Origin of the sequence: Vogesella sp. LIG4 (assembly GCF_900090205.1) — a bacterium.
Classification (GTDB): Bacteria; Pseudomonadota; Gammaproteobacteria; order Burkholderiales; family Chromobacteriaceae; genus Vogesella.
Genome location: NZ_LT607802.1, coordinates 3,917,011 through 3,931,878, shown reverse-complemented (window position 1 = coordinate 3,931,878; position 14,868 = coordinate 3,917,011). Strand labels below are relative to the sequence as shown.

The window sequence follows — 14,868 nt, the reverse complement described above, 5'->3', positions numbered from 1 at the left end:
GAAACAACCCAGACCGCCAGCTAAGGTCCCAAATGATCAGTTAAGTGGTAAACGAGGTGGGAAGGCCTAGACAGCCAGGATGTTGGCTTAGAAGCAGCCATCATTTAAAGAAAGCGTAATAGCTCACTGGTCGAGTCGTCCTGCGCGGAAGATGTAACGGGGCTCAAACTGATAACCGAAGCTGCGGATGCGCCGTAAGGCGCGTGGTAGGGGAGCGTTCTGTAGGTCTGTGAAGGTGTGTCGAGAGGCATGCTGGAGATATCAGAAGTGCGAATGCTGACATGAGTAGCGATAAAGCGGGTGAAAAGCCCGCTCGCCGAAAGCCCAAGGTTTCCTACGCAACGTTCATCGGCGTAGGGTGAGTCGGCCCCTAAGGCGAGGCTGAAAAGCGTAGTCGATGGGAAACGGGTGAATATTCCCGTACTTTCGTATAGTGCGATGTGGGGACGGAGAAGGTTAGGTCAGCGGCCTGTTGGAATAGGTCGTTTAAGCCGGTAGGTGGTTAGGGTAGGCAAATCCGCCCTTTCATTCAACACCGAGAAGTGATGACGAGGGTCTACGGACCTGAAGTGACTGATACCACGCTTCCAGGAAAAGCCACTAAGCTTCAGCTATACGAGAACCGTACCGCAAACCGACACAGGTGGGCAGGATGAGAATTCTAAGGCGCTTGAGAGAACTCAGGAGAAGGAACTCGGCAAATTGACACCGTAACTTCGGGAGAAGGTGTGCCCCGGTAGCTTGTAGGAGAACATCCGAAGGGCGAAGGGGTCGCAGAGAATAGGTGGCTGCGACTGTTTAACAAAAACACAGCTCTGTGCCAACACGAAAGTGGACGTATACGGAGTGACGCCTGCCCGGTGCTGGAAGATTAAATGATGGGGTGCAAGCTCTTGATTGAAGTCCCAGTAAACGGCGGCCGTAACTATAACGGTCCTAAGGTAGCGAAATTCCTTGTCGGGTAAGTTCCGACCCGCACGAATGGCGTAACGATGGCCACACTGTCTCCTCCTGAGACTCAGCGAAGTTGAAATGTTTGTGAAGATGCAATCTACCCGCTGCTAGACGGAAAGACCCCGTGAACCTTTACTGTAGCTTTGCATTGGACTTTGAACAGGCTTGTGTAGGATAGGTGGGAGGCTATGAAGTACGGTCGCTAGATCGTATGGAGCCGTCCTTGAAATACCACCCTGGTGTGTTTGAGGTTCTAACCTTGGTCCGTGATCCGGATCGGGAACAGTGCATGGTAGGCAGTTTGACTGGGGCGGTCTCCTCCCAAAGTGTAACGGAGGAGTTCGAAGGTTACCTAGGTACGGTCGGAAATCGTGCTGATAGTGCAATGGCAAAAGGTAGCTTAACTGCGAGACCGACAAGTCGAGCAGGTGCGAAAGCAGGACATAGTGATCCGGTGGTTCTGAATGGAAGGGCCATCGCTCAACGGATAAAAGGTACTCCGGGGATAACAGGCTGATTCCGCCCAAGAGTTCACATCGACGGCGGAGTTTGGCACCTCGATGTCGGCTCATCACATCCTGGGGCTGTAGCCGGTCCCAAGGGTATGGCTGTTCGCCATTTAAAGTGGTACGTGAGCTGGGTTCAAAACGTCGTGAGACAGTTTGGTCCCTATCTGCAGTGGGCGTTGGAAGTTTGACGGGGGCTGCTCCTAGTACGAGAGGACCGGAGTGGACGAACCTCTGGTGTACCGGTTGTGACGCCAGTCGCATCGCCGGGTAGCTAAGTTCGGAAGAGATAACCGCTGAAAGCATCTAAGCGGGAAACTTGCCTGAAGATGAGACTTCCCTGGACCCTTGAGGTCCCTGAAGAGTCGTTCGAGACCAGGACGTTGATAGGTCGGGTGTGGAAGCGCTGTGAGGCGTGAAGCTAACCGATACTAATTGCTCGTGAGGCTTGACTCTATCATTTGAGGTGCTTTGCGCAAGCGAAGTGACAACAAATAGGGTGTGTGCGAGATACAAGATTCTACCGGCCAAGCAAAGAAAGATTGCTTGGTAAGGCTTCGACAGTTTGATGACAGTTTATGTCTGGTGGCCATAGCGAGGTGGTCCCACGCCTTCCCATTCCGAACAGGACCGTGAAACGCCTCAGCGCCGATGATAGTGCGGATACCCGTGTGAAAGTAGGACACCGCCAGACTCCCCCACAGAAAGCCCAGCTTGAGAAATCAAGCTGGGCTTTGTGCTTTGCGGCGTGTGCCAGCATCTACCCCGCCGCCCGCGCTCCCAGCCTGACGACCTCACCCCCCCACCTTGCGGCCAACGTTGGCCGCAGGCGATTTCTGCACGATTTACTATTCAATTCGCCTGTAAAACTGTTTACCGGATTAAGTAAATCCCGGCCCGATCGAGCCGGGATTTACTTTGCGTGAAGCCGGGGCATGGTGTGTGACAAGCCGCCCCCACGGCTCCCCTGTGTCACATTCACCGTTTCTGCCGATATTCCCTGCAATGCCGGCAGTTGTCCCGCTCGCCGCTTTGTTTCAACCATGTGTTTACGTGCTGGCTGTTTATGCTGTTGCTGCTGAATTTGCCGTTGCAATATTGATTCCGGGTCCACTTATTGCCGTTATGGATTAATGCGGTACCGCCTGCAAGCCATTACGGCGGGAAAATATTTCTCAATAAGCCGAAATCGTCAATACCGCATGGTTATTGAATAAATGGCCATGTAATAAAACAGCGGCCTTGTGTCGGCCTGGCGACATTACCGCTTGCAGTGTGTTGCTGGTGCGATGCAGGTAGTGGGGCAGTTGCATTGCAGCTTGCCGTTTGCCGTGCAAATGTCATGTTTTGCCGGTTATCGATAGCCTACTGTTGCAATTTCCTTCCTTGCGCTTGCTTCGCTGGCTTCTATTCTGGATTGTCCTCTGATTTGGCTGTACGTAGTTTATATTTTGTATACAATAGTCAGATCGAGCTGTTGGAACAATGGAGAAGCTACTCATGCAATTTCAGGCCTTTGCGCGCGAGCAAGCCGCGCTTCGTGACGCGATTACCGCAGCCTACCGTCGTGATGAACGCGAATGTGTTGCCACCATGATGGAGCAGGCGGCCATGCCGGAGGCGCAGGTGGCCTCGATCAAGGCGCTGGCCAGCAAGCTGGTTACCCAGGTTCGCCGCGAACGCACCAAATCCAGTGGTGTGGATGCCCTGATGCATGAGTTCACCCTGTCCAGCCAGGAAGGCATTGCACTGATGTGTCTGGCCGAGGCGCTGCTGCGCATTCCGGACCGCGAAACCGCCGACAAGCTGATCCGCGACAAGATTTCCGGTGGCGACTGGAAAGCCCACCTGGGCAACAGCTCCTCGCTGTTCGTGAACGCTGCCGCCTGGGGCCTGCTGATTACCGGCAAGCTGGTTTCTTCGCACAGTGCGCAGGGCCTGTCGTCGGCGCTGACCCGCATGATCGCCAAGGGTGGCGAGCCGCTGATCCGCAAGGGTGTGGATCTGTCGATGCGCATGCTGGGCAAGCAGTTCGTGACCGGCGAAACCATCGGGGAAGCGCTGGCCAACGGCCGCGAGCGCGAAGCCCGCGGCTACCGTTTCAGCTACGACATGCTGGGCGAGGCGGCGATGACCGAGGCTGACGCACAGCGTTACCTGAATGACTACGTGGTTGCCATCCACGCCATTGGCAAGGAATCCAACGGCCGCGGTATCTACAGTGGCCCGGGCATTTCGGTGAAGCTGTCCGCCATTCACCCGCGCTACGCCCGCATGAAGCACGAGCGCATGATGAGCGAGCTGCTGCCGCGCCTGAAGCAGCTGTTCATGCTGGCCAAGCAGTACAACATCGGCCTGAATATCGATGCCGAGGAAGCCGACCGCCTGGAAATCTCCATGGACCTGGTGGAAGCACTGGCCAACGACCCGGACCTGGACGGTTTCGAAGGTATCGGCATCGTGGTGCAGGCTTACCAGAAGCGCTGCCCGTACGTGATCGATTACCTGATCGACCTGGCGCGCCGCAGCAAGCACCGCTTCATGGTGCGCCTGGTGAAGGGCGCCTACTGGGATGCCGAGATCAAGCGCGCCCAGGTGGATGGCCTGCCGGGCTACCCGGTGTACACCCGCAAGGTATACACCGACGTGTCCTACATCGCCTGCGCCAAGCGCCTGTTGGCCGCACAGGACGCCATCTACCCGCAGTTTGCCTCGCATAACGCCTACACCCTGGCCGCGGTCTACCACCTGGCCGAGGGCAAGGACTACGAATTCCAGTGCCTGCACGGCATGGGCGAGACCCTGTACGACCAGGTGGTGGGCAAGGACAAGCTGGACAAGCCGTGCCGCATCTACGCGCCGGTGGGGTCGCACGAAACCCTGCTGGCCTACCTGGTACGCCGCCTGCTGGAAAACGGCGCCAACTCCTCGTTCGTGAACCGCATCGTGGACGAGAGCGTGTCGATCGAGGAACTGGTGGAAGATCCGGTGGCCGAGGCGGACCGCCATGGCGGCCTGCCGCACAGCAAGATCGCGCTGCCGGTAGCGCTGTACGGTAGCGAACGCAAGAACTCCAAGGGTGTGGATCTGGCCAACGAGCACGTGCTGCAGTCGCTGGAAAAATCACTGCAGGCTTCCGAAACGCAGCAGTGGCAGGCCGTGCCGCTGCTGGCCGAGCGTGACGTGGCAGTGGACAGCCCGCAGCCGGTGCGCAACCCGGCCAACCTGGCCGACATCGTCGGCCAGGTGCAGGAAGCCAGCCGCGAGGACGTGGAAGTGGCGCTGCAGGCCGCCGTGCGCGCCGCACCGCTGTGGGCCGCTACCGAGCCGGCCAAGCGTGCGCAGTGCCTGGACCGCATGGCCGACCTGATGGAAGAGCACATGCCGACCCTGATGGGCCTGGCGGTGCGCGAAGCCGGCAAGACCCTGAACAACGCCATCGCCGAAGTGCGCGAAGCGGTGGACTTCTGCCGCTACTACGCCGCCCACGTGCGTGCCGAATTCGACAACCAGCGCAACCCGGCGCTGGGCCCGGTGGTATGTATCAGCCCGTGGAACTTCCCGCTGGCCATCTTCATCGGCGAGGTAACCGCCTCGCTGGCCGCCGGTAACGTGGTGCTGGCCAAGCCGGCCGAGCAGACCGCGCTGATCGCCGGCTACGCCATCCGCCTGCTGCACGAAGCCGGCGTACCGCGCGACGTGCTGCAGTTCCTGCCGGGCCGCGGCGAAGTGGTCGGCGCCGCGCTGACTACCGATGCGCGCATCAAGGGCGTGATCTTCACCGGCTCCACCGAAGTGGCGCAGATCATCAACCGCGCGCTGTCCGGCCGTGGCGAAGAAGTACCGCTGATCGCCGAAACCGGTGGCCAGAACGCCATGATCGTGGACAGCTCGGCGCTGCCGGAGCAGGTGGTGACCGACGTACTGTCGTCCGCTTTCGATTCCGCCGGCCAGCGTTGCTCGGCACTGCGCGTGCTGTACCTGCAGAACGACATCGCCGACAAGGTGGTGACCATGATCAAGGGCGCCATGGACGAGATGCGTGTGGGCAACCCGGCGCGTTTCGATACCGACATCGGCCCGGTGATCGACGCCGAAGCGCAGGGCAACCTGCTGCGCCATATCGACGGCCTGAAGGGCCGCGCCCGCAGCATGTACCAGGCCACGCTGAGCGAAGAGTGCGCCGGCGGTACCTACGTGGCGCCGACCCTGTTCGAGATCGACAGCATCCGCCTGCTGGAGCGCGAGGTATTCGGCCCGGTACTGCACGTGATCCGCTTTGAAGCCAGCCAGATCGACCAGGTGGTGGCCGAGATCAACAGTACCGGCTACGGCCTGACCCACGGCATTCACAGCCGCATCGACGAAACCATCGATGCCATCACCAGCAACGTCAAGGTGGGCAACGTCTACGTGAACCGCAACATCGTTGGCGCGGTGGTGGGTGTGCAGCCGTTCGGTGGCGAAGGCAAGTCCGGTACCGGCCCGAAAGCCGGTGGCCCGCTCTACCTGTACCGCCTGACCGGCGGCAGCTGGGACGCCAAGCTGGATGCCAGCCCGGATGCGGTGGATTTCAGCGCGCTGGATCAGTTGCAGGCCGCACTGCCCAAGCTGAAGCTGGATGACGGTGCGCGCAAGCATCTGCAGGAAGTGATTGCCGCGGCACGCCGCCACTCGCCGCTGAACCATGCGGCCAACCTGCCGGGCCCCACTGGCGAACTGAACACCCTGCTGTTTGCACCACGCGGCCTGGTGGCCTGCTGGGCCGACAACCTGGAAGCGCTGGTGATGCAGGTGGCTGCCGCCTTTGCCACCGGCAACCGCGTGCTGCTGCAGGACAACGCCGCTGCCCAGCAGTTGGCCGCACAGCTCAAGAGCGCAGTGCAGCTGGCCGACAAGGTGGAAGCTGCCGATGTGACCGCCGTGCTGTATGCCGGCCCGGATGCCGAGCAGCTGCGCCAGACGCTGGCCCGCCGCGACGGCGCCCTGATTCCGCTGTTGCTGGTCGAGCAGGGTGGTTACAACCTGCACCGACTGGTAGTGGAACGCGCCATTAGCGTGAATACCACGGCTGCTGGCGGTAATGCGAGTCTGATGAGCATTGGAGACTGATTGGACTTGCGCGGGGCGGGCTGCATTGAAATAATGCGCCTGCCTTGTTGTAAACGTTCGCCAATCGACAAAATCCATTGGCCTGAGCAAAACCTGACACAAATAGAGAAGATAAACGACATGCGACTGAACAAACTGACTAGCGTATCCCTTGCAGTTACCGCCGCCCTGGCTATCGCCGGCTGCAGCCAGAAGCAGGAAGCCCCGGCTGCAGGCGCCGCCTCCGCCCCGGCTGCCGCCGCTACCGGTAGCGCCATCAAGATCGGCTTTGCTGCACCGCTGACCGGCCCGCAGGCTCACTACGGCGAGGAATACAAGAACGGCGTGACCCTGGCAATCGAAGATGCCAACGCCGAGAAGCCGACCATCGACGGCAAGCCGGTGAGCTTCGAACTGGTCGCCGAAGATGACCAGGCTGACCCGAAGACCGCTACCCAGATGGCTCAGAAGTTTGTCGACAACAAGGTTGCCGGCATCATCGGCCACTTCAACTCCGGTTGCGCCATCCCGGCCTCCAAGATCTACTCCGACGCCGGCATCCCGATGATCGCCATGGCGACTTCCCCGGTATTCACCACCCAGGGCTTCAAGAACACCTTCCGCTCCATGACCTCCGACACCCAGCAGGGTTCGGTAATGGGCAAGTTCGTGGTGGACAAGCTGAACGCCAAGAAGATCGTTATCGTCGACGACCGCACCGCTTACGGTCAGGGTCTGGCCGACGAATTCGAGAAGGCCGTCAAGGCTGCCGGTGGTCAGGTGCTGAAGCGTGAATTCACCAACGACAAGGCTACCGACTTCGCTGCCATCCTGACCTCCATCAAGTCGGTATCCCCGGACGTGGTGTTCTACGGTGGCGCCGATGCGCAGTCCGCCCCGATGGCCAAGCAGATGAAGCGCCTGGGTCTGAAGGCTCCGCTGATCTCCGGCGAAATGACCAAGACCCCGAACTTCCTGCAACTGGCTGGCAAGGAAGCCGAAGGCACCATCGCCTCGCTGGCTGGCCTGCCGCTGGACAAGATGCCGAAGGGTAACGACTACGCTGCCCGCTACAAGGCACGCTTCAAGATGGACGTAGCTACCTACTCTCCGTACGGCTACGACGCTACCCGCGTGCTGATCGCCGCCATGAAGCAGGCCAACTCCGCCGACCCGGCAAAATACATGCCGGTACTGGCCAAGATGGAATACAAGGATGGCGTGACCTCCTCCAACTGGGCCTACGACGCGAAGGGCGACCTGAAAGACGGCGGCATCACCGTGTACAAGGTACAGAACGGTCAGTGGACCGTGATGGAAACCGTTGGTGGCGGCGCTGCTGCCCCGGCCGCTGCTTCCGCAGCCCAGTAATTCCCGCGACACCCGTCGCCAAGCAAAGCCCGGCAGCAATGCCGGGCTTTTTGTTTGTGCACGATGCGTGCTTTGCCATCGTCGATACGGTCCTGGCTGTTTGGCCTCCAGCACGGTATCTGCGGGGCTGGGGTGATGAAAAAGGTTGGCCGCAAGCCCGTACAGCTTGCGGCCAACCTTTTTGTGCGATCAGCGGCGGATATCAGCTAAACCAGCAGCCGGCAGTGCCACTGCGCCAGCTCGGCCGGTATGCCCAGGTCTTGCGGGTTGCCGAATGGCGGCCAGCTGGTTTCTCCGGTGGCCAGTGCCCGGGCGGCGTCTTCCGGTTTCGGGTAGGCGCCCAGCGCTTCGCCCTCATGCATGATGTGGTAGCTGCCATCGAGCGGCACGATCTCGAAGGGGCCGTATTGGGTGTCGTAGGTCCAGCATTTCATGATCTCTCCCTCCTTCTCCTTGATGGTAGCCGACGTGGCCGGCGGTGCCATGCCACTTGTGTGAAGGGTTATGTCGTGACAGCCGGTGCCAGGCGTGGTGCGCAGCCGCTCAGGCGTACTGCAGGCTCCAGGCGTACAGCTCGGCGCGGCTGCTCACGCCCAGTTTGAGGAAGGCGCGTTCGACATAGGTTTTCACGCTGGAGGGGCGCACGGCCAGTTGCTCCGCGATGCGGCTGCTGGACAGCCCCAGCAGCAGGCAGTGGCAGATGGACAGCTCGCGCGGCGATAGCCGTATGCCTTCGGTAGCCAGGCGGCGGTCGAACAGATAGGTCAGCGCCTGGGTTTGCGAGCGCTGGGTGGAGACGGTGAGCCGGGCGTGCTGCACCACCAGCGGCACGATCAGCTCGCCCAGCTGCCGCAGCAGCGACAGCTCTTCCAGGGTGAACGGCGTCTGGCCGATCTGGCGGTATACCGCCAGCACGTAGACGCCATCGGCCGAGCGGCCGAGCAGGTTGCATTCCTCTATCACCTGCGGCTGGTTGAAACCGTCCATGGCGTAGTCGTCGGCGGTGATGTCGCTGTTGCGGATCAGCACCAGTTGCGGGTCCAGCAACTGTTCCACATGCGCCAACAGCGGGTCCTGCCGCCAGTGGCGGGAGAGGTAGCTGGTCAGTGCCTGCTCCACGATGCGCTGGTCGTTGTAGCCGCGCGAGAACAGCCAGTCCACCGATTCCACCTGTTGCCCGGCGGCCGGCTGGTTGTAGCGCACCGAGGACAGGTGGCCGATGGGCAGCAGGGTGTTGATCCAGTCCCATAGCGCCAGGGGAAAGCCGCTGTTGCCCAGCTGGCTTACCAGGCGGGCCGCCGTGTCTACAGGTAGTTGCAGGCTGGCCATGTCTCTCCCTTGTTCATGTATGCGCTGGCAGTGGTAGCGGCGGATGGTGCCGCCGGCAGCACCATTCCGGCAAGCCCTATTTAGCTGCGGTGTCGTTGGGTTTTGTCCCCCCGTTGGAGGACAGCCGCGGCGGCGGCTGCTGCGCAGAATGTTTTCACCCGCACAACAAGAGGAGAAAACACCATGCAGTACCGCAGACTGGCCGGTGCAATGCTGTTGCTCGGCTGTGGCCTGGCCTCCAGCCTGGCGCATAGTGGCACGCTGAACTTTGCCAACTGGGCGGATTACGCCGCCAAGGATACCTTTGCCAACTTCGAGAAGCAGACCGGCATCAAGGTCAACTTCGACCCGTTCGACAGCGAGGAAACGCTGCAGACCAAGCTGCTGGTGGGCAAGTCCAGCCTGGATGTGGCGGTGCCGTCGTCCGGCTTTCTGCGCAACCAGCTGCAGGCCGGGCTGTACCAGAAGCTGGACAAGTCGAAGCTGCCCAACTGGGACAAGCTCGACAAGGGCCTGATGAAGCAGCTGGAGGTGGTGGACCCGGGCAACCAGTACGCCATTCCCTGGGCCTGGGGCACTAGCGGCCTGGCCATCAACGTGACCAAGGTGAAGCAGATCCTCGGCGCGTCGGCGCCGCTGGACAGCTGGGCGCTGCTGTTCGATCCCAAGTACTCGTCCAAGCTCAAGCAATGCGGCATCGGCCTGCTGGAATCGCCGGCCGACGTGGTGGCCGCCATGCTCAAGTACCAGCACAAGGACCCGTCGCACGCCACCACGCAGGATGTGCAGGATGCCTTTGCCCAGCTGCGCCAGATCCGCCCCTACATCACCCAGATCAACTCCAGCAGCTATGTCAGCGACCTGGCGCTGGGCGACATCTGCCTGGCGCTGGGCTGGTCCGGCGATGTGCTGCAGGCGCGGCTGAGCGCCAAGGAAAGCAAGCGCAGCGACCAGATCGAATACGTGGTGCCCAAGGAAGGCTCGGTGATCTGGTTCGACGTGATGGTGATCCCCAAGGAGGCGCCACACCTGGACGCCGCCTACAAGTGGCTGAACTACATCGAGACACCGCAGGTGCATGCCGAGATCAGCAACGCCATTTTCTATCTCAGCGCCAACAAGGCGGCCAATGACCTGGTGAGGCCGGCGATCCGCAACGACCCGGCGGTGAACCCGTCGGAAGTGCAGCGCAGCAACCTCAGTGCCGTCAGCGGCTTTTCGCCGGACCTGCTGCGGCTGATGAACCGGTTGTGGTCGGGCTTCAAGAGCGGACGCTAGGGGAAATCATGAAGAAAACACTTTTGGCCGGCCTGATCGGGGCGGCACCGCTGCTGACGTTGGCCGCAGAGGCCCAGCCGGGCATGCAGGAGATGCAGCAGCGGCTGGAGGCGATGCAGCGTGAGATCGACAGCCTGAAAACCGCGTTGCAACAGTCGGTCACCGCACGGCAGGACAGTGACGAGGCGCTGACGCAGCAGGTGAGCGCCACGGCGATGAAGGTGGACAAGCTGTCCGAGGATGCGCAGAACGGCCCGATTGCCGGCCTGAGCATCAGCGGCTACATCGACCCGCTGTACAGCAGCAACCTGGGGCGCAAGTCGGCGTCGTTCGTGTTTGCCAACCGCAGCCAGAGCTACAACTACGACACCTCCAACCTGGGCGATGTCTACCTGGACATCAAGAAAACCTTCGGCAGCGGCCCGCTGGCGCCGTACGTGGATATCACCATCATGCCGGACCGTGGCGCCGGGGTGTATTCCTCGCTGGACAGCAATGGCAACGGCAATATGAGCATCCTCAACTCGGCGCAGGCGGTAGTGCCGCTGGATGAGCACTGGCAGGTGTTTGCCGGCGATATTCCGTCCTGGGCCGGCTACGAGTACGCCGCCAGCAACCAGACGGTGAACATCACCCACAACCTGCTGTACGACTTCAGCGAGCCCAGCAATATCGTGGGTGCCGGCGCGTCCTGGGTGCAGGGTGCCTGGAGCGTGAAGGCCATGCTGGGCAACGAGGCCGGGCGCAGCCAGGCGTCGCAGGTGAACAATGCGGCCAACCGTACCCCGTCGCTGAGCTGGCGCGTGGACAACATGCTCACCAACAACATCGACATCGGCTGGTATGGCTATCTGGCGCGCGGCACCAGCGGCAACTACACCGGCAGCACGCCGAACTTCGGCCGCGTGGCCTACACCGAGGTGGACATCAGCAACACCCAGCTCGACGACATCAGCGCCGCGCAGTTCGACTACGGCAGTGCCGAGTACAGCGCGCTCAACGGCGGCCGCGCGCAGTGGTGGGGTTTCTCGCTGCTGAAGCACCACAAGTTCGAGACCGCCGCACTGGGGCGCATGGGCTGGACCGTGCGCTACGACTACCTGAACAACAGCAAGAACGGTGGCGGCAACCCCAGCATCGGCCTGAGTGCCAACGGCAACGACCCGATCAACGGCTTCGGCGTGGACCCGGCCTGCTATGCGCTGGACCCGAGCGGCTGCAAGGGCGCGGTGCGTCAGGACATTACCGCCGCGCTGCTGTTCTACCCGACCGACCAGCTGCAACTGAAGCTGGAAGCGCGGCATGACATCTCCAGCGTACGCAGCTTCGAACGCGCCGACGGCACCACCAGCAAGCATAACGATGTGCTGAGCGCCCAGGCGGTCTACAGTTTTTAACTTCCGGAATACTGAAATGAATCAAACGCTTTGTTATATGTCCGCCACCGAGGCACTGCGCCGTTTCCGCAATGGCAGCCTGTCGCCGGTGACCCTGATGCAGGCCGTGCTGGAAGCCGCGCACAAGCAGCAGGTGAATGTAAACGCCACCACCGCCATCCGCGCCGACGAGGCCATTGCCAGGGCGCGTGAAGCGGAACAGCGCTACCGCGATGGCACCGCCCGTCCGCTGGAAGGCATTCCGGTGGTAGTGAAGGAGGAAACCGCGGTGGCAGGTTGGCCGAACACGGTGGGCTCGCTGGTGCTGGACGACTACGTGCCGGACGAAAACCACCCGATGATAGACAAGTTGCTGGACGCCGGCGCCATCCTGCACGCCCAGGCCACCAACCCGGAATTCTGCTGCCTGGGGCAGACCTGGAGCCGGCGCTGGGGCGTAACGCGCAACCCGTGGAACCTGCGCTATACCTGCGGCGGCTCCAGCGGCGGCAGCGCCGCGGCAGTGGCGGCCGGTGTGGCGCCGCTGGCTACCGGCAGCGACATGGGCGGTTCCACCCGACTGCCGGCGGCATTCCAGGGCCTGTATGGCTACAAGCCGCCGTTCGGCCGCCTGGCCAGCGGCCCGGGCGAGGAACTGTTCGCCTTTGCCGCCGAAGGCCCGCTGGCGCGTACCTTCGAAGACATGGTGCTGATGCAGAACATCATCGCCGGCCCGCACCCGGCCAGCTACAACGGCATGCCGTACCAGCCGCTGCCGGACCGCTACGACGACCTGAGCGGCTGGAAGATCGCCTACCACCCCAGCCTGGGCAGCCCGGCGGTGTGCCCGGACGTGCAGCACAATCTGGAGCAGGCGCTGGAAGGGCTGCGCGGCCGCGGCGCGGTGGTGGAAAAGGTGGATATCGAGTGGGATCTGCTTGCGCTGTCCAAGGTGCTGATGGAAGGCATCTTCGGCATCTACTTCGACGAATACCTGCGCGAGCTGCCGGACTCCGCCTACGATAAGCTCACCAGCTATATGCAGCACCTGTGGCGCGACTACCGCGGCAAGTCCAATTCGGTGATGAAATCGGCGGAGCTGGCCAGCAGCCTGCACCGCGAGATGCAGCAGAAGGTGTGGGGGCAGGGCTACCGTGCCTTCATCTGCCCGACGACCTTCACCACCGAGATCGAGGCCGATATGGACCCGACGCAACAGCCGCAGCTGCAGGTGAACGGCGTGGCGCTGGACAGCTACCTGGGCTGGGCGGCCACCCCGCCGTTCAACCTGCTGGGCCGCTACCCGGCGCTGTCGGTGCCCACCGGCCGCGCGCACAGCGGCGTGCCTACCGGCATGCAGATCATTGCGCCGTCATACCAGGACGAGGTAGCTTTCCAGGTAGCCTACAATCACTCGCAGGCGGCCCGGCACGGGCTGTACCGGCAGGTGTTCCCCGAGTTCGCTTGAGGAAGGCACCAACACCGCTGGCCCGGCGTTCGCCTGGCCGGCGGTTTTTCGAGCTTCATGCGTTACAGGAATCCACCGCCCCATGCTTCAAACCGTTTTCGAGCGGCACGCCCCGCAAAAGAGCGTCATCCAGTCGGCCCTGGCCGGCTCCATCAACCGCTCCTTCTGGCTGGACGACGTGCCGAGCCGTGCCGGCTTTGCGCCGCTGCAGGGCGAGGTGACTACCGAGCTGGCCATTGTCGGCGGCGGCTACCTGGGCTTGTGGGCGGCCATTCTGGCCAAGGAGCGCGAGCCGCAGCGCCGCGTGCTGCTGCTGGAAGCCGGGCAGTGCGGCGGGGCCGCCTCCAGCCGCAACGGCGGCTTCTGCGAGGCCAGCATCACCCACGGCGAGGAAAACGGCATGAGCCGCTGGCCGGAGGAATTCGAGCAGCTGGAGGCGCTGGGGCGTCAAAACCTGGACGAGATCGAGGCCACGCTGCAGCGCTACGGCATCGACTGCGATTTCGAGCGCAGCGGGGTGATGGTGGTGGCGGTGGAACCGTACCAGGCCGAGCTGCTGCAGGATGAAGGCTGCCTGTCCGCCGACGAGGTGCGTGCCGAGGTGGCATCGCCCACCTTCCTTGCCGGGCACTGGGACCGCGACGGCACCGCCATGCTGCACCCGGGCAAGTTGGCCGCAGGGCTGACCCGTGTTGCCCGCGAGCTGGGGGTGGAAATCCACGAGCAGTCGCGGGTGGAGCGGCTGCGTTCGTCGGGCAGGCAGGTGGCGTTGCACACCGCCGGCGGGCGGGTGGTCGCGCAGCAGGTGATTTTGGCGACCAATGCCTTTCCCTCGCTGCTGCGCCGCTATCGATGGCACACCATCCCGGTATACGACTACGTGCTGATGAGCGAGCCGCTGAGCCCGGCGCAGTTGGCCGCAGTGGGCTGGCGCAACCGCCAGGGCCTTGCCGACATGGGCAACCAGTTCCATTACTACCGGCTGAGCCGCGACAACCGCATCCTGTTCGGCGGCTACGATGCCATCTACAACTTCGGCGGCCGCATCGAGGAGCAGTACGAGGAGCGAGCGGCCAGCTTCGAGCTGCTGGCCAGCCATTTCTTTACCACCTTCCCGCAACTGGAAGGGCTGCGCTTTACCCACCGCTGGGCCGGCGCCATCGATACCTCCACCCGCTTCTGTGCTTTCTATGCGCAGGCGCATGGCGGCAAGGTGGCCTACGCCGCCGGCTTTACCGGCCTGGGGGTAGGCGCCACCCGCTTTGCGGCCAACGTGCTGCTGGACAAGCTGGCCGGGCTGGATACCGAGCGCACCCGTTTGCGCATGGTGCGCGAGATGCCGATGCCGTTCCCGCCGGAGCCGCTGACCTATGTCGCGGTGCAGGCCACGCGCTGGTCGCTGAACCGCGCCGACCACAACCACGGCAAGCGCAATCTGATGTTGCGGACCATGGATGCCCTGGGTTTGGGCTTTGACTCCTGAGCTGTCACCACC

Annotated in this window: 8 protein-coding genes and 2 rRNA genes (1 of these 10 only partly in view); 8 read left to right on the top strand and 2 right to left on the bottom strand. The window is 62.3% G+C overall.

Annotated elements, in window-relative coordinates:
- From PSELUDRAFT_RS18150 to PSELUDRAFT_RS18135, 4 genes are all read left to right on the top strand, one after another.
- A 23S ribosomal RNA gene (locus PSELUDRAFT_RS18150) occupies nucleotides 1-1,916 on the top strand; it begins 973 nt to the left of the window's first position.
- Nucleotides 1,917-2,041: 125 nt separating this feature from the next.
- Nucleotides 2,042-2,154: ribosomal RNA gene (rrf, locus tag PSELUDRAFT_RS18145) — 5S ribosomal RNA — on the top strand.
- Nucleotides 2,155-2,960: 806 nt separating this feature from the next.
- Nucleotides 2,961-6,572 carry a trifunctional transcriptional regulator/proline dehydrogenase/L-glutamate gamma-semialdehyde dehydrogenase gene (putA, locus tag PSELUDRAFT_RS18140; protein WP_088968154.1) on the top strand — a complete coding sequence of 1,204 codons (3,612 nt, stop codon included), beginning with the start codon at nucleotides 2,961-2,963 and terminating at the stop codon, nucleotides 6,570-6,572.
- A gap of 120 nt (nucleotides 6,573-6,692) precedes the next feature.
- A complete protein-coding gene (locus PSELUDRAFT_RS18135) occupies nucleotides 6,693-7,922 on the top strand; it encodes a branched-chain amino acid ABC transporter substrate-binding protein (RefSeq protein WP_088968153.1) in 1,230 nt (409 codons plus the stop codon).
- A gap of 206 nt (nucleotides 7,923-8,128) precedes the next feature.
- On the opposite strand, the gene PSELUDRAFT_RS18130 is transcribed toward PSELUDRAFT_RS18135, so the two are convergent.
- On the bottom strand, nucleotides 8,129-8,356 hold the full coding sequence (locus PSELUDRAFT_RS18130; RefSeq protein ID WP_088968573.1) for a hypothetical protein: 228 nt from the start codon (nucleotides 8,354-8,356) through the stop codon (nucleotides 8,129-8,131).
- A gap of 109 nt (nucleotides 8,357-8,465) precedes the next feature.
- Complete coding sequence (locus PSELUDRAFT_RS18125; protein WP_157725175.1) at nucleotides 8,466-9,251, bottom strand: LuxR C-terminal-related transcriptional regulator; 786 nt, start codon at nucleotides 9,249-9,251, stop codon at nucleotides 8,466-8,468.
- A 183-nt stretch (nucleotides 9,252-9,434) separates the two neighbouring features.
- On the opposite strand from PSELUDRAFT_RS18125, the gene PSELUDRAFT_RS18120 reads away from it, so the two are divergent.
- From PSELUDRAFT_RS18120 to PSELUDRAFT_RS18105, 4 genes are all read left to right on the top strand, one after another.
- Complete coding sequence (locus PSELUDRAFT_RS18120) at nucleotides 9,435-10,529, top strand: polyamine ABC transporter substrate-binding protein (protein ID WP_088968151.1); 1,095 nt, start codon at nucleotides 9,435-9,437, stop codon at nucleotides 10,527-10,529.
- Nucleotides 10,530-10,537: 8 nt separating this feature from the next.
- Entirely contained in the window at nucleotides 10,538-11,926 is a 1,389-nt protein-coding gene (locus tag PSELUDRAFT_RS18115) for a DUF3138 family protein (protein ID WP_088968150.1), read from the top strand.
- A 16-nt stretch (nucleotides 11,927-11,942) separates the two neighbouring features.
- Nucleotides 11,943-13,373 carry an amidase gene (locus PSELUDRAFT_RS18110; RefSeq protein ID WP_088968149.1) on the top strand — a complete coding sequence of 477 codons (1,431 nt, stop codon included), beginning with the start codon at nucleotides 11,943-11,945 and terminating at the stop codon, nucleotides 13,371-13,373.
- 82 nt (nucleotides 13,374-13,455) lie between these two features.
- Nucleotides 13,456-14,856 carry an FAD-binding oxidoreductase gene (locus PSELUDRAFT_RS18105; protein WP_088968148.1) on the top strand — a complete coding sequence of 467 codons (1,401 nt, stop codon included), beginning with the start codon at nucleotides 13,456-13,458 and terminating at the stop codon, nucleotides 14,854-14,856.
- Nucleotides 14,857-14,868 lie beyond the last annotated feature (12 nt).